The sequence below is a fragment of the Vibrio sp. Vb1554 genome, from assembly GCF_033344235.1.
Window position 1 is genome coordinate 157754 of sequence record NZ_JAWPOJ010000007.1, and the last position, 18257, is coordinate 176010.

Sequence of the window (18257 nt, forward strand, 5' to 3'; positions counted from 1 at the left end):
AAGAAGAGGAAAAATACGTAACGAACACGTATTTTTCCTTGGCAATATTCGTACTTTAGGTGGCGGTGTTGTGGTTGGATAAACGCATGGTTCAAAGGTAGAGGAAAGAATGGGAAGCAGAGGTGAGCGGACATGCTCACCCCTTACTTTTATCAAGCGCTCTTGAGCTGAACATTACCTTGTTTTTGAATGTTTTTTGGCGTCCTTCCTTTAGGTAAGCAAGGAATAGTAAAGGCCTCATTAATATTACCAGCAGCAGGAAGTTGGATTTTGTTTCCATCCGCATCTTTTTTGTATCGTGCAACCCTTCGCACGCTAATTTTGTTTCCTGTAACAGCAATACCAATATTCATGTTCCACCCCTTGAAAATTGAAGATAATTTGCACAACAGTGAGTACGAGGTGGACTCATGAACAAGTGACTGAAGATAGTTCCGTACCTGATACTCGATGTCATCCTCCGACTCTAAACCCAATGATGAAATGATACGAGTAAGATAAGTTTCTGGTGTCATAGGCAAAGTATCATTAAGTGAAGTTTCTTTGAGTTTTTGCGTAATCAGGTAGTGTGCAAATGCGTAAATTGCCTCAGAGACTTGGCTCTCCAGTCGATGGCGCTTTACTACAGTTGCAACAAAATGCACCGATAACGCTAGCTCTTCATTTTCTTCCACATATGCCAGAATCTCAGCGGGTTGAAATGAGGTTCCTTGAGTTCCCCTAAACGCATAAGGGTTAGAAGTTTTCTCAAATGCCTTCGCTAACATCGCTACTCGTGACAGTACGTTCGCATTGACCTTAACCCCCGCCATTTCTAAAACCTGAGATCTAGATCTCAGGTTGCCTACATCGATATGCGCGAAGGACAGATCGTCAGTGACTCCATAGGTTACGGGCGCAATAAATCCAGCCCCTGATTCATAGGATGCTTCTAGACGATGATGTCCGTTCAAAATTTCTCCCTCATCAGAGAAAATGAGTGGTTCACCAGTCAGGCACCATTGGCCTTTCGCCATAGCCTCCGCGTATTTCCTGATCTTTGCCTTGCTCAATTTTCTATTTTTATTGTTGTCATTTATGGCTCCGCGCCGAGAAAACTTCAACATGTCTCTGGCTAACTGGGGTGTGATGTAAATGACCGTGTGTTTTAGACTCGTTTCTACTTGTTTTACCCCGGAGTAGTAGCGTGCGTTGGACTTAAAAATATCTTTTAGTTGTTCGGACGATAGAACAGAGCTGGAATTAGCTAAAAGTTTTTTAGAACTTGCTAAATAACTAGAGCTTTCTTTGTCATCATATCTATCTACCAACGAGTCAACTATCGATGTTTCTAATTCCTGATCTGATATTTCATCAATTTTTGCTTTGCTATCTACCATTTGCGACCTCTCTGTATTACTTGTGGCAATATAATGACTAGGCATTCACCTACCTTAGATAATTACCATTATTGATCCGACATGCATGTCGGATCAAATTTTAATTTTGTTTTAGACTGCGCTTTTCAGATAACTGGATGAAAAAACTTGATACTTTCGGATAAAAAAATCAGTGGGATATTGCTCTCTTCGGAAGGACGAACGCAAAAAACACTAATTGCAACTATGCCTGTGTTTGAAGTCGCCGCTTTTTTTTCGGTAGGAAACTTATTGCCCGAATTAAAATGGGCAGCCGATGCCGCTGTTAATGCTAAAAACGCTGACAAGGTTCTAGAAATTCAAGCTGAGCTAGAGAGTATCCTGTTTGATAAATCGGTATGCATGCCGTTGTCACTAACATTCGCGGTTATCGGAAAGCCACACCTTCATCATGCAGCTCGTTCTCTGCCCACACTGAGTTACAACCCCTTGGATACTCATATTGTGGGGAACGTTTTAGTGCTGGTAGCAATCTGTAAGATTCTGGGCTTAAAAACGTTTTTGTTTAGCTCAAGGCTAAGTGTTAAAGAGGCTAATCAGAAGAGCGAGCTTAGGCAGCGCCTAGCTATGGAAAACGTGGAGATACGAGTTGTATTTGATGACGAGAAGGGCTTGGAAGCCAGTCATGCTATCGACCTGTTTAAAAAAAGCAGCATTTTTGACTCATCCTTGAACCTGCCTCATCTGAGTGAAGGAAGAAACTTACTACCGAATGATGACTTCCCACTAAAAGATTATATAAATCAGCTAATAAAAGAAGCGAATATTGAACGTTATGGTGGTGTTAACTTTAATTCTAAGCATGTGAAAGTATCAGAGAGCTGCATCACCACACAGTATATATTGTTCAAATTAATTGTTGGTGCCGTGGCTGGGGTAGGAACACAAGAGTACAGTAAGATGTCGAAAGACGTTACTTTATCGAGTGGCGATAGTCTTTCATCTATATTGTCAGAAGGTTATGTAAGTAATATTGCCACCTTCTTAGCAGCTTGGCTTGAACCATTGAAGGAAGCGTTTGTGCATAATCGCTCTGGTTACCATTTATCTCCTCAAGTTTGGCAAGCAATAGGCCTCACAATCCATCACTTAGTGAACAATGGCGCGTCACTAACCGAATTAAGTACCGCAGGTAAAGAGCTAGGCCAGCTAGACTACAGCAAGAACGCTTCACACTGGAAAAGGTGCTCGGTAATGGAGTTGGATGCTAAAGGCAGTATTTACAAAAATGCGGCGAATTCGACTCGACAGTTTCGGATAGGGCTATCCGAGTATTTTCTCTCATTGCTAGCAGTGTAAGAGCTGACCAATCACATGTGGGATGTGTGTAGTTTTACAGCTTTAAAATAAGAGCCTGTTATATAAGAGCTTCCGATTAGTATTATCCCATATTTGATAGTGATCTCATGGGCAGGCATCTTTGTTCTATCTATGTTCACCTTCAAGCAGTCCTTGCACGAAATCAACCAATCGCTAGATAACGCTAGTTCTGACGATTTGATGGATAGAGTTAGCTCACACCCTTTTTCACCAAGGCTGGCATTTACTACATGAAACAAGTTCATTCTGTCTTCAGAGTTTAGCTTATCAATATACCGAACAAATTCCTCCACTTTAGGCTCCTTCTTAAAATTCAGTAAGTATGGATTGCGTTCACTACCTAACTCAATCATATCGTTGGTTTGTCATTTCTATATAGATGCTAACAAGTAGAGCGGCTCAATGACACATCTCGTTTCTGGTCATGGTCAACTTTGGAGTGCTTCAACTTTCATCGAATGGGAGAAGCTCTCGACACAAGCATCCCACAATTTCCTTTTCAGTACTCATTAGCTAATTTAGTTGTTTGGCACTATCTTTTTGTAAAGGATTTCTGGCATGATTCATGGTAATTTGAAGCCATAATTAGCTCATCATTACAAAACAACTATTTTTTGTAATGATTTATAAGTGAACCATTCACCCTCAAAACCCGCCAATGCTGGGCATTCACTCACTCACACACTTATCAAGAGCTTTTTTTGGTGGATATAAGAGTCGTATAAAGAGAAAGTATACCCAGATAGCTAATGCTATTTGTAAATCAAAGCTAGGAGCAAAAAATGTCAAACGGTCGAATTCTCCACACTATGCTTCGCGTAGGTGATCTAGACAAATCCATCAAGTTTTACACTGAAGTTATGGGCATGCAGCTGCTTCGTACTAACGAAAATAAAGAGTACGAATACACGCTAGCGTTTCTTGGTTATGGTGACGAATCCCAAGGTGCAGTGATCGAACTGACTTACAACTGGGGTAAAACTGAGTATGACCTAGGTACTGCTTTTGGTCATATCGCCATTGGTGTTGATGATATCTACACAACTTGCGACGCTATCAAAGCGGCGGGCGGTAATGTGACGCGTGAGCCAGGTCCAGTAAAAGGCGGAAGCACGCACATTGCATTCGTAAAAGACCCAGATGGTTATATGATTGAGCTTATTCAAAACAAGCAAGCTTCATCAGGTCTTGAAGGCTAAGCGGCACTTCTAATAATCACTTGTACTGCAAGTTGAACTCCGATTACAGGCAGGTCTGCGATCTGCCTGTCCTTTTATAAACAAAACCCTTTACTTGATAATAGTTATCGTTTAGATTTATCCGCAACTTCGATATGCGGGATTACGATAATGATCAGTGAATGGGAAAAACACACACTTCTAGCCGATACGGCACTTCAACTAGATGACCCTGTTCGCAGCATTCTTCATTACCAGCAAGCCCTAAGCCTGAGTGAAGATATCAGCGAATGTGTGGAAATTGAGGCGGACGAGCGATTATTAATTTCTGTGATTTCTTGTCATAACTTAGCTCAGTTCTGGCGTTGGGCTGGAGATACTGACTATGAACTCAAATACCTTCAACTGGCCTCTGAGAAAGTCTTAACACTTATCCCACAATGCCCAAATAAAGAGTGTGCAAGCTTTATCGACTCGATAGGATGCTGTACTAAGGCGTTGATAGACTTTATGAAGCGTCACCCTAATCCGGCTATTGCCAAACAGGTTGAAAAAATAGATACCGCAACCAATTGCGAAGTCATTGCCAAATTCCGCTTAAACTAACATTCAAATTATACAGTAGGAATCACCGAAAGGTGCTTGGCAAAATACCACTAAAATATTATTAACAACGTCAGTAAATCAAAAACGCCGAAGCTTTCAGCTTCGGCGTTTTTATAAGCATCACACTTGGGTTCGCCCTAGAGATATCACGACTCGGCGGTTTTTGTCTTTTCCTATTGGCGAACCGTTATCTGCAATAGGACGACGCTTGCCGTACCCTTGCACTTGAATTCGATCTTCCGGTAGCCCTAGAGACTGAAAGTAATCACGAAGTGACTCTGCACGTCGCTCTGATAAACTTTGACTCGCACTTTTACCATCGGTTGAATCTGTGTACGTCGCCACCAGCACGAGATCGATATCTTGATTATGTCGGATATAATCTGCAATTTGTGATAAACGCTTTTTAGAAGCCTTGGTTAACTGATCACCTTGTCTTTCGTAGTGCAAAATCGTAAAAGCAATGTCCTCGAAACTGTATTTCAATAAGTTGGAAATACAGTCGCTAAACGCGTTGTACTTGTTTTGAAATAGTACTGATGACAATGCGACTTCAATTCTCTGATCTCGGCTCTGCCAATCTTGGTAGCTAAAAGTCGGATAACGGCCTTTTTCCAGCTCAGACAAAATGCCCCATGCTGTTTGCCCTCCGACATAACCATCAAACTGTTTAAAAAACTTTAGGTTTGTAATTCGATCGGCGTGTTCACCTGGTCGCCAAGGTGGCGGCATAGAAATGAGACTGACGTTACGTGTTTCTCCCATCGGGCGACGCATTTTTAACTCAAAGTCTAAATTGATTTTTTTATTCGCACGAGATGAAAATACCGCATCTCCAAAGCTTGGAATGGGGTGTACAAGCTGACATTCTAATGGTGTATTGACCACCATTTCCCATTGAGATTGCTGTGGAGTCGCAGCATAACGTTTGCCCATCAAAGCGAAGCTGCTTGTGCTAAACAACGAAAATACAACACCACTGGTAATCAGCCATTTCTTCATCTAATACTGTCTCTTAAACGGCAGTCTGTTGCCGTCAATTTGCATCAATAAAACCACTTCAACCGGCATGCAAAAATCTCGCCAATATAGGATTACCTGTCACACTGCCATTAATGTGAGCCACCGTGTTACAATCACCTTAACCGCCACTTAGCGTTTTACTTCCTCATGTTTTATCGGTTTACATGATGCAAAGTATGGCGAATAAACGTCTACATAATATGCAATACAAACTTATTGATTGGATGCAAAATAGAATTCCGGTTTTCTCTTAAATTGCGGTTTTTCTCATCGGTATAATCTGCAATAATGCAGCCTTCGTCACACAAAAATAAGCCAACATGACACTAGAAAATGAAGCTCTAACCTTGAAAAAACGCTTTCGTGGTTATTTCCCTGTGGTAGTAGACGTTGAGACCGCTGGTTTCAATGCTCAAACTGATGCACTTTTAGAAATCTGTGCCGTTACGTTGAAAATGGACGAACATGGCGTGTTGCATCCGGCCTCCACCATTCATTTTCATGTGGAACCATTTGAAGGCGCTAACTTAGAAAAAGAAGCGCTTGAATTCAATGGTATTCGTGACCCTTTCAGCCCTCTTCGTGGTGCTGTTTCTGAGCAAGAGGCGCTAAAGGAAATTTATAAGCTTATTCGCAAAGAACAAAAAGCCGCAGATTGCTCACGTGCAATTATGGTTGCTCATAACGCAGCATTCGACTTGGGTTTTGTAAATGCAGCAAATGAACGCTGTAAACTAAAAAGAGTCCCTTTTCATCCCTTTGCTACTTTTGATACGGCTACATTAAGTGGCCTTGCTTATGGCCAAACAGTTCTCGCTAAAGCATGCAAAACAGCCGGGATGGAATTTGATAACCGTGAAGCACACTCTGCGCTTTACGATACACAAAAAACAGCAGAATTATTCTGCGGTATTGTCAACAAATGGAAGGCCCTCGGCGGTTGGCCGCTTGTCGACGAAGAATAATAAGTAAACACAACATATTAGGAAAAGTATGAATCCTGTCGTTATATCAGTGTGCGTCATGCTCGTGTTAGCATTGATGCGCGTAAACGTGGTGGTTGCCCTCACGTTTAGTGCCATCGTAGGCGGCCTAGTCGCAGGCATGAGCCTTGGGGATACGGTTGCCGCATTTGAAAGTGGTCTAGGTGGCGGTGCAACTATTGCGCTAAGCTACGCCATGTTAGGTACTTTCGCTGTTGCCATCTCGAAATCAGGCATCACGGATCTACTGGCCAAAAGTGTTATCAAGCGCTTAAATGGTAAAGAAAACTCGGCGTCAACTACCGGGTTAAAGTACGCGGTGTTAGTCGCGCTCGTTCTTGTCACTATGTCATCTCAGAACGTAATTCCGGTCCATATCGCCTTTATTCCAATTTTGATTCCACCTCTTTTGGGCGTATTCGCGAAACTTAAACTCGACCGACGTTTGGTCGCGTGTGTTCTTACCTTCGGTTTGATCACACCTTACATGATCTTGCCTGTTGGTTTCGGCGGTATTTTCTTAAACAACATTCTGTTAAAGAACCTACATGACAACGGTTTGGAGAATGTGGTTGCAAGCCAAGTCCCAACCGCCATGTTACTGCCAGGTGCAGGTATGCTGTTTGGTCTATTACTGGCTATCTTTGTTAGCTATCGTAAACCGCGTGTCTACAAAGAAACTGAGTTGACTGTCGTTGACGAAACCGATCACGTCATTAATAAAAAGCACATCTTAGTTGCGGCACTTGGTATTGTCGCTGCTTTGGGTGTTCAGCTTTACACGGGTTCAATGATTATCGGTGCTCTAGCTGGCTTTATGGTGTTCACTTTCGGCGGCGTTATCGCATGGAAAGAGACGCACGACGTGTTCACTAAAGGTGTACACATGATGGCAATGATTGGCTTCATCATGATCGCAGCGGCAGGTTTTGCAGCAGTAATGAAGCAAACTGGCGGTGTTGAAACACTAGTACAATCGCTATCAACCAGCATCGGTGACAATAAGCCTCTAGCTGCACTACTGATGCTGATCGTTGGTCTATTAGTAACAATGGGCATTGGTTCATCGTTCTCTACGATTCCAATCCTTGCAACTATCTATGTGCCTCTTGCGCTAGCATTCGGTTTCTCGCCGATGGCAACGATTGCACTGGTAGGTACTGCAGCTGCGTTAGGTGATGCAGGCTCTCCAGCTTCTGACTCTACATTAGGCCCTACATCTGGTCTAAATGCCGACGGTCAACATGAGCACATTTGGGAAACAGTCGTTCCAACCTTTATCCATTACAATATCCCTCTAATCATCTTTGGTTGGATTGCAGCAATGGTGCTTTAATACTATTGTTTGGATGGATATACATTAGTTACGAAAAAGCCGCTCAATGAGCGGCTTTTTGTTATTCATAACTGTGGTTATTGCGCTGGCATATTGTCAATAATACGCTCACGAATCAGCTTCAAGGTTGGTTCTGTCGACAGGTAATCGACGGCAATCGGAAAATAAGCGTCGTTAATTTTTAGAACCAAGCTAGGGTAAGAGTTCACACCTAGGCTCTTTGCAAGGCTCAATTGATCTTCGAACACACCTTCTAAGAAAGAGCCATCCATGTCATTCTTGAATTGCTGAACATTCAAGCCAATTTCTCTCGCTAATTGCAAGTGAGTGGCTTCTTCATGAGGAGGCATCGCACGTAAGTAATAGGCATGCTGAATCGCTTCTAGCATCTGCTCATAAGAATCTTGAAAGCCCGCTGCAATAACCGCACGACAAGATTGGTAAGTGCTTCTTACTGGTGTACAAAGCTTCCAGAAATCGTAGTTAAACTTAGTGCCTAACTGGCGCTCAATCTGCTTCCAAATACCTTCGAGTTTTTGTTGCATCTCGGGCGGCATCGGTAAATTAGTATCTGGCGCAAGACCACCAACCACATACTCAAACTGAATCACACCTGGCAGTTGCTGTTTTAGTTTATCCAGCGTTGGTTTGTAACCCCAACACCAACTGCACATTGGGTCATGCACGTAGTAAAGCTTTATATCCACTTTAATAATTAAACCTTTAAAATCACTTCAAAATCTCAGAGTAATTATACAGTCTCATAAGTTGAAAAACTGCTTTATCTTAATAATTCGCTCTAAAGCCAGTCTATACGAGGCGTGTTAAGTTTCATTGTAGATCTTAGGTTAGATAAACAAGTCTGTCAGCTGAGAACTCTAGCCCACCTAGCTCATTTTGTTCGCACAAACTCTTAAAATGTTCAGTACAATACAGAAAGCTCGCTCCTAGCATCTTTGACTTGAAAACAACCTTTTCTGCAACGTCGCTTTCATTAAATACTAACACCTCTACACCTGCTAAGCTGCCATATTCAATTTTTTGGACGCACTTATCTTCATCTTCTTGCCCAAACTCCAACGGTGTATACAGGTACCATTCCTCTCCTTTATAACGAATCGATAAGAACTCGCCTACTTTGCTCAATGGCTCTTTTAAAGATGCATAAGCTTTAGGGGAAAGCACTAAGAAAACCCGTAACCATAAACTGATATCAGGAAGTAATGAGTCTTTCTTGAGAACATCTTCAAACTCAATATCTACTTCACCCCATATACTTTTGAAAGAAAAGTTTTCTAATGGCTGCACAACGATTTTTTCTATTAAATCAATGTCACCTAACTGCCTAGCTACAGAACTAGGCGTAGTGCTCACGATTTTATATTCATTGTGACAGTCGAAAATTTTATAAACCGTCATTAATCTATCAACTCCTCATGTTTTACTACCAGGTGCTACCTATGGGTAAGTTACTTTTCAAATCATTCTTCATGAAGGAAACAGGCCTAAAAAAGCTGCGTTTTAGAGGAGAAAGCTAATTTTCTCGTCGACCATTACAGTGCTTCCAAACCCCAGTATCAGAGAAATAGTATTTTCATATTAATAAAAATCACTAATTAAATGGGTCTGTCAAATTAGAAGAAAACATGATGCCATTGAGCTGATTTTGTTCACACAAAGCCTTAAACTTATCTGTACAGTACAAGGTGCCCGCTCCTTCTAGCCGAGACTTGAAAACCATTTTGTCTTTAACATCATCGTCAATAAAAACAAGGGTATCTAACTCATCTCGGCTCCCATATGCAATTTTTTCTACGCACTTTCTCTTGTTTTCTTGTCCAAAAGTCAGTGATGCATATAAATACCATTGCCCACCTTGGTAGTTAGCAGGTAAAAACTCTCCGTGTTCAGTTAGATAATCATTCAATATTTCATATGCCCTCGGAGATAAAACAAGATATGTTCGCGCCCACAAACTAATATCAGGCAATAGAGAATTGTGCTTAAATACATCTTGAAACTTTACCTCCACAGGCTTCCAAATATCTTGCAGAGATTGATTTTTAATTGCCTGTAACAAGATCCTCTCAAAATAGTCGAAGTCACCTAACTGGCTAGCGATTTCATCGGGACCAGAGCAGATCGTTTGAAATTCTCTTAAATTATCTATTATCTTGTAAACTGTCATAATCCTTCCAAAACTTGATTTTTAGCGTCCAATGCCGATTTATGATGGGGCTTACTCTTCGAGTGCATTTTGTACCGAAATAAGTTGGCCTCAAAATTCTGGGGGACTTAAATTGCCTTTAGTGTAATTCCTTAACCAAATACCATTTGTAGCAACTCCCTTGTCAAGACCTGTAAGCAATGATGTTTGAAAACGACTTTACGAAATAGATGGCGGCATACATCGTAATTACGCGCCAAAATGCATTAAAATGCATATTGAAGTTTTTGTATACACTAGGCGGAATTTACATGGCTTCGCGAGGTTTACGAGATAGGCAGTCAGAACAAAGCTTTATGTTCATTCCACTAACCTAAAAAGAAAAAGGAGCCAGTACGGCTCCTTCGTATTCTATCGCTAAATGTGAGTATATACGAATTACTCAGCTTGATCTTCAGCGCGCGCTGCTTCTTTGATTAGAGGCTGCAGTTCACCTTTTTGGAACATTTCTAGAATAATGTCACAACCGCCGATAAGCTCACCTTCAACCCATAGTTGAGGGAAAGTTGGCCATTGCGCGTACTTTGGTAACTCAGCACGGATATCTGGGTTTTGCAGAATGTCTACGTAAGCGAACTTCTCACCACATGCCATTAGTGCCTGTGACGCTTGAGAAGAGAAACCACAGCTAGGTAGTTTCGGTGATCCTTTCATGTACAGCAGGATTGAGTTTTCAGAGATCTGCTGTTTGATTTTGTCGATAGTTTCCATCGCTTCCTCATTCATGGGTTTGAACTTTATTTATTTGCCACATTCTACTCAATAACGACAGAATAAAAACCATATAATTAATAAGGCTTAATTTTAGGTTGCTCATTGGCGAGCAATGCAGCACTTCACCACTGCTAACCTCTTAAAATATTTTCATATCGGGGTTTTAATAAAGTAAAAACTTGCTAAAATACTTAGCAAGTCAGCCTTAAAGGCGACATAGCTATAAAAAACACTGGAAGCAATCGAAAGGTCATCCTTTCAAATCAATGGAGAATCGAGTAATGGCATTTGAACTACCAGCTCTTCCTTACGCGAAAGACGCACTAGAACCACACATCTCAGCAGAGACTCTAGACTACCACCACGGTAAGCACCACAACACTTACGTTGTTAAGCTTAACGGTCTTATCCCTGGTACTGAGTTCGAAGGCAAAACTCTAGAAGAGATCATCAAGACTTCTACTGGTGGCGTATTCAACAACGCAGCGCAAATCTGGAACCACACGTTCTACTGGCACTGTCTTGCTCCAAATGCGGGCGGCGAGCCAACTGGCGCAGTTGCAGACGCAATCAACGCAGCATTCGGTTCTTTTGAAGAATTCAAAGCGAAGTTTACTGATTCAGCAATCAACAACTTCGGTTCTTCATGGACTTGGCTTGTTAAGAAAGCTGACGGCTCTCTAGAGATCGTTAACACTTCTAACGCTGCTACTCCTCTAACAGAAGAAGGTACAACACCACTTCTAACTGTTGACCTATGGGAACACGCGTACTACATCGATTACCGCAACGTACGTCCTGATTACATGAACGGCTTCTGGGCTCTAGTAAACTGGGACTTCGTAGCTGAGAACCTAGCGAAGTAATATACTTCCCCCTAAGTTCAATTTAGTCTTATTCAAAAGCTCGCTATTTAGCGGGCTTTTTTGTTTCGCCTTCCCTAGCACCTTTAAATAATTCCCTCTTTTACTAAAGTTCTTCTTATCCACGCCGTTAAAAGAGCATCGATCGAGGAACATCATGCAAATTCATACGTTAGACAAAGCTGCAATTATCAACGAACTTCAGTTCGGTAATGGTATTAACCATGCCGTACACGAAGGTCGTCGTGCGGATTTCTCGCTGATTCTGTCTATGTTCTCTAATGATGTTCGCGATGTGGTCCCGGTTGAAGAGGTCCAGGAAGTCATCACCAGTGACAGTATTCTTCGCCAACAATTGGGTTTATCGCAACCTCAAGCTCTTCGTTCTGATAGCAGCAGCTATGAACTCGCAGCTGAACAAGCGAAACAGTTTCACGATGCAGGATTGCCTTCCGCAAAGCTGAGCCATTACCTAAAACCAGATGCGCTGACTTACCTGCCTGAAGACACATTCAACCTACCAGAGGAGGTTTATCACAACCTATCTGGTCATGAGCGACGCAGATTGGGCGAACGAAACAAACAACTGATCCCAGATGCTGGGCTATATAATCAGCTAGTGACGGCTCAACGTCAGCATCAAATTCAAGCTAAAGCATAGAGATCCGCTTTTTATCCAATAGCTTGCAATACCTACACGTCAGAAATGTGACGTCTTACAAATTACCGCACAATAGTCCTCACTCGAAAGCGTTAGTTTGAAGCCTTTCACACTGAACCCAACGAATTTCAACCATGCTATTAGCACAAACCACTGGTGTATTGTTTTTCACATATGGATACAGTGAAGGTGCTATGGATATCAAAGAATCAATTATTCTCGTCACGTCTGCAGGTTCGGTTATAGGAAGAACCTGTGCAAATCACTTTGCTCACCTTGGAGCAACGTTGATTCTTTGTGACCAAAATTCTAGCGCTTTGAGAGCGAGCTATGAGCAAATCAGCGCTTTCACTGACAAAGTGTATGCGATGAATGTGTGTAGTGATAACACAACGTCCATTAACTTATTGTTTGACCAGATAGAATCACAGCTACGTGCGACACCAGATGTGATTGTTAATTGCTGGACCAGCTCCCCTATGCCTGGCTTAATGGCGCCAGAACCGATGAGTACTTACATTGATCACTTGTCGTCTGCGGCACGCTTCCTTTATACCTACGGCCAAGTAGGAGCAGAGCGCTTTCGAGCCAGAAACAAGAAAGGCGTCATTGTTAACGTCATTTCTCATGACAACCATGAAGACTTTACGGGAGTTGAAAGCATGGCGGCGTTGGTGTCAGGTTTTACTTACAGCTGGGCAAAAGAACTCACACCATTCAACATTCGAGTGGGCGGCGTTATTCCCTCGGTAAATCATACAAAAGAAGAGCTCAACGAGAGGCACTGGGCTGAGATCCAAGACGAACTAGTCCGCAACACAGCATACATCGTCGCGAATGAATACTTCAGTGGCCGAGTAGTTGCGACCGAAGTGTAAGCATACACAGCAACTCTGTTTTCCCAAGCCAGATGTAACTCCTGCACCAAAATAAAAAAAAGCCCCAGTCATTTGACTGGGGCTTTAACCTTTTCCCGATTAAGGTTCCGTGCTAGCGAAAACCTTGCTCACTCGATTTTTTAATTACGCGTCAGCTTTTTCTTTCTTTGCTTTAGGTGCTGCTTTTGCTGCTTCTTGGTCTGCTTTCTTCTTGATAACAGTTGTACCTTCGAAAGTTTCGCCTTCAACAAATGCTTTACCGTAGTAAGAAGCCATCAACACATCTTTAAGTTCGCTGATTAGAGGGTAACGTGGGTTCGCACCAGTACATTGGTCATCGAACGCTTCTACCGCTAGCTCATCCAGTTTCGCTACGAAATCTGATTCAGCAACACCTGCCGCTTGGATAGACATTGGGATGTCTAGGTTCACTTTTAGTTCATCCAACCATGCTAGTAGACGTTCAATCTTCTGAGCAGTACGGTCACCTTCTTGGCTTAGGCCTAGGTGGTCAGCAACTTCAGCGTAACGACGACGTGCTTGTGGACGGTCGTATTGAGAGAACGCAGTTTGTTTAGTTGGATTGTCGTTCGCGTTGTAACGTACCACGTTAGAGATAAGTAGTGCGTTAGCTAGGCCGTGTGGCAAGTGGAACTCAGCACCCAGTTTGTGAGCCATTGAGTGACAAACACCTAGGAATGCGTTCGCAAATGCAACACCAGCGATAGTAGCTGCGTTGTGTACTTTCTCACGAGCGATTGGGTCATTTGCACCGTTCGCATAGCTTGATGGTAGGTACTCTTTTAGCATCTTAAGTGCTTGAAGAGCTTGGCCATCTGAGTATTCGTTAGCAAGAACTGATACGTAAGCTTCTAGAGCGTGAGTTACTGCATCGTAACCACCAAATGCTGTTAGAGACTTAGGCATGTTCATTACTAGGTTCGCATCAACGATTGCCATGTTTGGCGTGATTTCGTAGTCAGCTAGTGGGTATTTCGCACCAGTCTTGTCGTCAGTAACAACCGCGAATGGAGTAACTTCTGAGCCAGTACCTGAAGTTGTAGTGATACATACAAGCTCAGCTTTTTTACCCATTTTAGGGAACTTGTAGATACGTTTACGGATGTCCATAAAGCGCATTGCTAGTTCTTCAAAGTGAGTTTCTGGGTGTTCGTACATTACCCACATGATTTTCGCTGCATCCATTGGTGAACCACCGCCTAGCGCTAGGATAACGTCAGGTTGGTAGCTAGCCATTTGAGCCGCACCTTTTTCTACTACAGACAGTGTTGGGTCAGCTTCAACATCGAAGAATGTTTGAACTTCCATGCCTTGAGCTTTTAGTAGGCTTACTACGTCATCTGCGTAACCGTTGTTGAATAGGAAACGGTCAGTTACTAGGAATGCACGTTTCTTACCTTCTAGGTCGCCCAGTGCGATTGGAAGGCTACCACGACGGAAGTAGATTGACTTAGGTAGTTTATGCCACAACATGTTTTCAGCTCGCTTCGCTACAGTTTTCTTGTTGATTAGGTGTTTAGGACCTACGTTCTCAGAGATAGAGTTACCACCCCAAGAACCACAACCTAGCGTTAGAGATGGCGCAACGTTGAAGTTGTACAAGTCACCGATACCGCCGTGAGTAGTCGGGATGTTGATTAGGATACGAGCTGTCTTCATCTTGTCACCGAAGTAACGGATACGGTCAGCGTTAGTATCTTGGTTAGTGTAAAGACCAGATGTGTGGCCGATACCACCAATCTCAACCATAGTTACCGCTTGAGCAACCGCGTCTTCGAAGTTGTCAGCACGGAATAGACCTAGAGTTGGAGATAGTTTCTCGTGAGCGAATGCGTCATCGTGAGATACTTTGCCCAGACCTTCACCAACAAGAACTTTAGTGTCTGCTGGAACTTTAACGCCTGCCATTTCAGCGATTGCTGCTGCTGGCTGACCTACGATTTTCGCGTTTAGCGCGCCATCGATAAGAAGCACTTTACGAACTTTATCAGCTTCTGCTTTGCTTAGGACATAAGCTTTGTGAGAAGCAAAACGCTCTTTCACTTCGTCGTATACTTCATCAACTACGATTGCCGCCTGCTCAGAAGCACATACTACACCGTTGTCGAAAGTCTTGGACATAAGGATAGAAGCAACAGCACGTTTGATGTCTGCTGTTTCATCGATAACAACAGGAACGTTACCTGCACCTACACCGATTGCTGGCTTACCAGAAGAGTAAGCGGCTTTAACCATGCCTGGACCACCAGTTGCAAGGATAAGCGCGATGTCATCGTGTTTCATTAGAGCGTTTGAAAGCTCAACAGAAGGCTGGTCGATCCAACCGATGATGTCTTTTGGTGCGCCTGCTGCTACTGCTGCATCTAGAACGAGTTTAGCTGCATCGTTAGTTGAGTTTTTCGCACGTGGGTGTGGTGAGAAGATGATACCGTTACGAGTCTTCAAAGAGATTAGAGATTTGAAGATCGCTGTAGAAGTTGGGTTAGTCGTTGGTACGATACCGCAGATGATGCCTACAGGCTCAGCGATAGTCATAGTACCTAGGTTGTCATCCTCTTCTAAGATGCCACACGTTTGTTCGTCTTTGTATTTGTTGTAGATAAACTCAGAAGCGAAGTGGTTCTTGATTACTTTATCTTCAACAATACCCATACCAGATTCTTCTACCGCTTGTTGAGCTAGCGGGATACGGGCCTGGTTAGCTGCAAGCGATGCTGCACGAAAGATTTTATCTACTTGCTCTTGAGAGTAAGTAGCGAACTCTTCTTGCGCTTTCTTAACGCGAGCAACCATTGCATCTAGTTCAGCCATATTAGTTACAGGCATAGGGAATCTCCTAAAATTAACAAATATTAAAAACTTTTTACTAAGGCTATTACTTATCGTTTTTACTGTTTATCAGTCACTTAGAAAACAAACGTCTTAGTAAATTGCTTTCAGGACTGAGTATAATATTTCAGAGTGTGAAAAAAATTGACTTGGATCAGTTCTCACCACCTAAATACTACCAAAGTGGTGCCTCATCACACCAAAATGACATAAATCACTGATAAACAAATAAATTAACTTTCATTTTTTATTGAGCAAAAAAGAAGCAAATGGACAAATAAATAAAAGAAACTACAACAATCTGTAAAAAAGTTTCATTTTTGACCAACAAAATTACATGTAGGCCCAATTCTTTGTGCTACTGAGAGTATATCGAACCGAATACATCTCTCTACAAACCACCTTGGTTTTTATCAAAAATGTGCGAATGTTAACGTTTATGTAAAACAGTGCAATTTATCAGCAACTTTATACGTAACATTTCCTTTCCAGATTAGATACAGTTTATTAAAGAATTAGTTTTTCTCACTTAAATGGCAGGGAATGCGTTAGTTTTTTTCATTTCTTACAACCTAACTTTTGCCTTACATTACGCCCAAATTACCCCTTCTCCTTTTCACTAATGTGAACTTTGATGAGTACGCAACATGCAAACTTTTGAACTTGCTATCTTCTTGCAGTTTTTTCTCGGTTTGGTCGCCGCAGTAAACCCTGTTGGTATCATGCCTGTGTTTGTGTCACTAACCGGGCATATGACACCAGACGAAAAGCGCAATACGGCAACAACAGCAAATGTGGCTGTTGCGATCATCCTGATCATTTCGCTTTTTGCTGGTCAGTTACTGTTAGACATGTTCAGTATTTCTCTGGATTCGTTTCGTGTGGCTGGCGGGTTGCTATTACTTAGCATCGCATTCTCGATGATGAGCGGTAAACTGGGGGAAGATAAGCAGAACAAACAAGAGAAAACGGAATACGTCAGTCGTGAACAGATTGGTGTGGTCCCTCTTGCAATGCCTTTAATGGCAGGTCCTGGTGCAATCAGTTCGACTATTGTTTATGGTGCACGCTACCCAAGCATGTTCGATACCTTGGGCATTAGTATTACGATTGGTTTGTTCTGCCTTTGTTCATGGCTATTGTTCCGCTCTGCCCCATTGATCGTACGATTTTTAGGTCAAACTGGAATCAACGTCATTACTCGTATCATGGGTTTGATATTGGGCGCGCTTGGCATAGAGTTCATTGCGAATGGCTTACGCAACTTATTTCCAGGATTAGCCTGAGTTTCTATAAAATTGTATGATAGAGCGATTCAACAATGGATCGCTTTGTCATGACGACTGACTCTCTTAAACATACTCTATATGTCACCATTTTTGGTACTCATACCAAAGCTGGTAAAACGTTCGATATTGCTCTCATTATCGCGATCATCAGTTCGTTAATCGTACTGGTGTTAGATTCGATACCCTCCGTTCGGGCCGAGTGGGAAAAAGAGCTGAAGTTTATTGAATACACATTTACTGGCCTATTCACGATTGAATACCTTCTAAGGCTTTATTGCTCCCCCAAACCTGCCGCCTACGCAAAGAGTTTTTATGGTGTCGTCGATTTACTTGCGATTTTGCCCACTTATTTAGCACTCTTCTTCCCATCCGCTTCGTTTATGGGTGTGATCAGGGCGCTGCGAGTGATGCGAATATTCCGCATACTCAAGTTAGTCCGATACCTCCAAGAGTCCAATATCCTCTTACGTTCACTGCTTATGGCGCGCAGAAAGATTTTTATCTTCTTTAGCTCCGTCGCCATTATGGTAACGATTTTCGGCTCATTGATTTTTATCATTGAAGGACCTGAAAACGGATTTACTAGCATTCCTAAAAGTATTTATTGGGCGATCGTGACCATCACAACGGTTGGGTATGGTGACTTGGTCCCTCAAACAGACCTAGGTAAAGGGCTTGCATCACTCACCATGTTACTGGGTTATTCCATTTTGGCGGTACCTACAGGTATTTTCACGGCCGAACTGCACCAAGAGATGCAATCGCACAAAGTATTGGTGAAATGCCCAAACTGCTCCCACGCAGGGCACGACTCTGACGCAATTTACTGTAAACATTGTGGTAGTGAACTAGCCGATCCAGACAAAAGAGTCGTTCGAACGGAAGACGACGCATGAAAAAAGAGCTCCCTA

17 protein-coding genes are annotated in these 18257 nt (G+C 42.5%); 10 read left to right on the forward strand and 7 right to left on the reverse strand.

Features of this window, described 5'->3' with window-relative positions:
- Positions 1 to 152 precede the first annotated feature (152 nt).
- A complete protein-coding gene (locus R8N28_RS08515) occupies positions 153 to 1379 on the reverse strand; it encodes a chromosome partitioning protein ParB (RefSeq protein WP_054395110.1) in 1227 nt (408 codons plus the stop codon).
- 225 nt (positions 1380 to 1604) lie between these two features.
- On the opposite strand from R8N28_RS08515, the gene R8N28_RS08520 reads away from it, so the two are divergent.
- The 3 genes from R8N28_RS08520 to R8N28_RS08530 all read left to right on the forward strand — a co-directional run bounded on the left by R8N28_RS08520 (position 1605) and on the right by R8N28_RS08530 (position 4522).
- Entirely contained in the window at positions 1605 to 2717 is a 1113-nt protein-coding gene (locus R8N28_RS08520; protein ID WP_065765594.1) for a hypothetical protein, read from the forward strand.
- An 803-nt stretch (positions 2718 to 3520) separates the two neighbouring features.
- Positions 3521 to 3937 carry a lactoylglutathione lyase gene (gene gloA / locus R8N28_RS08525; RefSeq protein WP_017635317.1) on the forward strand — a complete coding sequence of 139 codons (417 nt, stop codon included), beginning with the start codon at positions 3521 to 3523 and terminating at the stop codon, positions 3935 to 3937.
- A 150-nt stretch (positions 3938 to 4087) separates the two neighbouring features.
- Positions 4088 to 4522 carry a DUF2753 domain-containing protein gene (locus R8N28_RS08530; RefSeq protein WP_005384886.1) on the forward strand — a complete coding sequence of 145 codons (435 nt, stop codon included), beginning with the start codon at positions 4088 to 4090 and terminating at the stop codon, positions 4520 to 4522.
- A gap of 120 nt (positions 4523 to 4642) precedes the next feature.
- On the opposite strand, the gene motY is transcribed toward R8N28_RS08530, so the two are convergent.
- Entirely contained in the window at positions 4643 to 5524 is an 882-nt protein-coding gene (gene motY, locus R8N28_RS08535) for a flagellar protein MotY (protein ID WP_005384887.1), read from the reverse strand.
- 341 nt (positions 5525 to 5865) lie between these two features.
- Between motY and rnt the strand changes: the two genes are divergently transcribed.
- Together rnt and R8N28_RS08545 are read left to right on the forward strand one after the other, a co-directional pair.
- The gene (gene rnt / locus R8N28_RS08540; protein ID WP_005384888.1) at positions 5866 to 6510 is read left to right on the forward strand and encodes a ribonuclease T; all 645 of its coding nucleotides are present in this window, start codon (positions 5866 to 5868) and stop codon (positions 6508 to 6510) included.
- Positions 6511 to 6538: 28 nt separating this feature from the next.
- Entirely contained in the window at positions 6539 to 7864 is a 1326-nt protein-coding gene (locus R8N28_RS08545; protein WP_017821192.1) for a Na+/H+ antiporter family protein, read from the forward strand.
- A gap of 77 nt (positions 7865 to 7941) precedes the next feature.
- Here R8N28_RS08545 and R8N28_RS08550 read toward each other — a convergent pair whose 3' ends face one another.
- The 4 genes from R8N28_RS08550 to R8N28_RS08565 all read right to left on the reverse strand — a co-directional run bounded on the left by R8N28_RS08550 (position 7942) and on the right by R8N28_RS08565 (position 10802).
- The gene (locus tag R8N28_RS08550; protein WP_064354203.1) at positions 7942 to 8571 is read right to left on the reverse strand and encodes a DsbA family protein; all 630 of its coding nucleotides are present in this window, start codon (positions 8569 to 8571) and stop codon (positions 7942 to 7944) included.
- A 136-nt stretch (positions 8572 to 8707) separates the two neighbouring features.
- A complete protein-coding gene (locus tag R8N28_RS08555) occupies positions 8708 to 9283 on the reverse strand; it encodes a hypothetical protein (protein WP_065274720.1) in 576 nt (191 codons plus the stop codon).
- Between the two features lie 193 nt (positions 9284 to 9476).
- Entirely contained in the window at positions 9477 to 10052 is a 576-nt protein-coding gene (locus tag R8N28_RS08560) for a hypothetical protein (RefSeq protein ID WP_065274721.1), read from the reverse strand.
- A gap of 417 nt (positions 10053 to 10469) precedes the next feature.
- Positions 10470 to 10802: a Grx4 family monothiol glutaredoxin gene (locus R8N28_RS08565; protein WP_065274722.1), complete on the reverse strand. Its 333-nt coding sequence runs from the start codon at positions 10800 to 10802 to the stop codon at positions 10470 to 10472.
- Positions 10803 to 11086: 284 nt separating this feature from the next.
- Here R8N28_RS08565 and sodB point away from each other — a divergent pair, with 284 nt between their 5' ends.
- The 3 genes from sodB to R8N28_RS08580 all read left to right on the forward strand — a co-directional run bounded on the left by sodB (position 11087) and on the right by R8N28_RS08580 (position 13207).
- Positions 11087 to 11671 carry a superoxide dismutase [Fe] gene (gene sodB, locus R8N28_RS08570; RefSeq protein ID WP_005396533.1) on the forward strand — a complete coding sequence of 195 codons (585 nt, stop codon included), beginning with the start codon at positions 11087 to 11089 and terminating at the stop codon, positions 11669 to 11671.
- A gap of 154 nt (positions 11672 to 11825) precedes the next feature.
- Positions 11826 to 12329 (forward strand): VC2046/SO_2500 family protein, encoded by a 504-nt coding sequence (locus R8N28_RS08575; RefSeq protein ID WP_033907342.1) that lies wholly within the window; start codon positions 11826 to 11828, stop codon positions 12327 to 12329.
- A 134-nt stretch (positions 12330 to 12463) separates the two neighbouring features.
- A complete protein-coding gene (locus R8N28_RS08580; RefSeq protein ID WP_065274723.1) occupies positions 12464 to 13207 on the forward strand; it encodes an SDR family oxidoreductase in 744 nt (247 codons plus the stop codon).
- A gap of 144 nt (positions 13208 to 13351) precedes the next feature.
- Here R8N28_RS08580 and adhE read toward each other — a convergent pair whose 3' ends face one another.
- Positions 13352 to 16054 carry a bifunctional acetaldehyde-CoA/alcohol dehydrogenase gene (gene adhE / locus R8N28_RS08585; RefSeq protein WP_005380731.1) on the reverse strand — a complete coding sequence of 901 codons (2703 nt, stop codon included), beginning with the start codon at positions 16052 to 16054 and terminating at the stop codon, positions 13352 to 13354.
- Between the two features lie 650 nt (positions 16055 to 16704).
- Here adhE and R8N28_RS08590 point away from each other — a divergent pair.
- Both R8N28_RS08590 and R8N28_RS08595 read left to right on the forward strand, forming a co-directional pair.
- Positions 16705 to 17343, forward strand: a complete 639-nt coding sequence (locus R8N28_RS08590) for a YchE family NAAT transporter (RefSeq protein WP_065274724.1) — start codon at positions 16705 to 16707, stop codon at positions 17341 to 17343.
- A gap of 35 nt (positions 17344 to 17378) precedes the next feature.
- Entirely contained in the window at positions 17379 to 18242 is an 864-nt protein-coding gene (locus R8N28_RS08595; RefSeq protein ID WP_005380728.1) for an ion transporter, read from the forward strand.
- Positions 18243 to 18257 lie beyond the last annotated feature (15 nt).

Excerpts from the sequence above, each read along its gene's own strand:
- R8N28_RS08515 (WP_054395110.1), bottom strand. The coding sequence starts at position 1,379 with ATGGTAGATAGCAAAGCAAAAATTGATGAAATATCAGATCAGGAATTA.
- R8N28_RS08520 (WP_065765594.1), top strand. The coding sequence starts at position 1,605 with ATGCCTGTGTTTGAAGTCGCCGCTTTTTTTTCGGTAGGAAACTTATTG.
- gloA (WP_017635317.1), top strand. The coding sequence starts at position 3,521 with ATGTCAAACGGTCGAATTCTCCACACTATGCTTCGCGTAGGTGATCTA.
- R8N28_RS08530 (WP_005384886.1), top strand. The coding sequence starts at position 4,088 with ATGATCAGTGAATGGGAAAAACACACACTTCTAGCCGATACGGCACTT.
- motY (WP_005384887.1), bottom strand. The coding sequence starts at position 5,524 with ATGAAGAAATGGCTGATTACCAGTGGTGTTGTATTTTCGTTGTTTAGC.
- rnt (WP_005384888.1), top strand. The coding sequence starts at position 5,866 with ATGACACTAGAAAATGAAGCTCTAACCTTGAAAAAACGCTTTCGTGGT.
- R8N28_RS08545 (WP_017821192.1), top strand. The coding sequence starts at position 6,539 with ATGAATCCTGTCGTTATATCAGTGTGCGTCATGCTCGTGTTAGCATTG.
- R8N28_RS08555 (WP_065274720.1), bottom strand. The coding sequence starts at position 9,283 with ATGACGGTTTATAAAATTTTCGACTGTCACAATGAATATAAAATCGTG.
- R8N28_RS08560 (WP_065274721.1), bottom strand. The coding sequence starts at position 10,052 with ATGACAGTTTACAAGATAATAGATAATTTAAGAGAATTTCAAACGATC.
- R8N28_RS08565 (WP_065274722.1), bottom strand. The coding sequence starts at position 10,802 with ATGGAAACTATCGACAAAATCAAACAGCAGATCTCTGAAAACTCAATC.
- sodB (WP_005396533.1), top strand. The coding sequence starts at position 11,087 with ATGGCATTTGAACTACCAGCTCTTCCTTACGCGAAAGACGCACTAGAA.
- R8N28_RS08575 (WP_033907342.1), top strand. The coding sequence starts at position 11,826 with ATGCAAATTCATACGTTAGACAAAGCTGCAATTATCAACGAACTTCAG.
- R8N28_RS08580 (WP_065274723.1), top strand. The coding sequence starts at position 12,464 with ATGCTATTAGCACAAACCACTGGTGTATTGTTTTTCACATATGGATAC.
- adhE (WP_005380731.1), bottom strand. The coding sequence starts at position 16,054 with ATGCCTGTAACTAATATGGCTGAACTAGATGCAATGGTTGCTCGCGTT.
- R8N28_RS08590 (WP_065274724.1), top strand. The coding sequence starts at position 16,705 with ATGCAAACTTTTGAACTTGCTATCTTCTTGCAGTTTTTTCTCGGTTTG.
- R8N28_RS08595 (WP_005380728.1), top strand. The coding sequence starts at position 17,379 with ATGGATCGCTTTGTCATGACGACTGACTCTCTTAAACATACTCTATAT.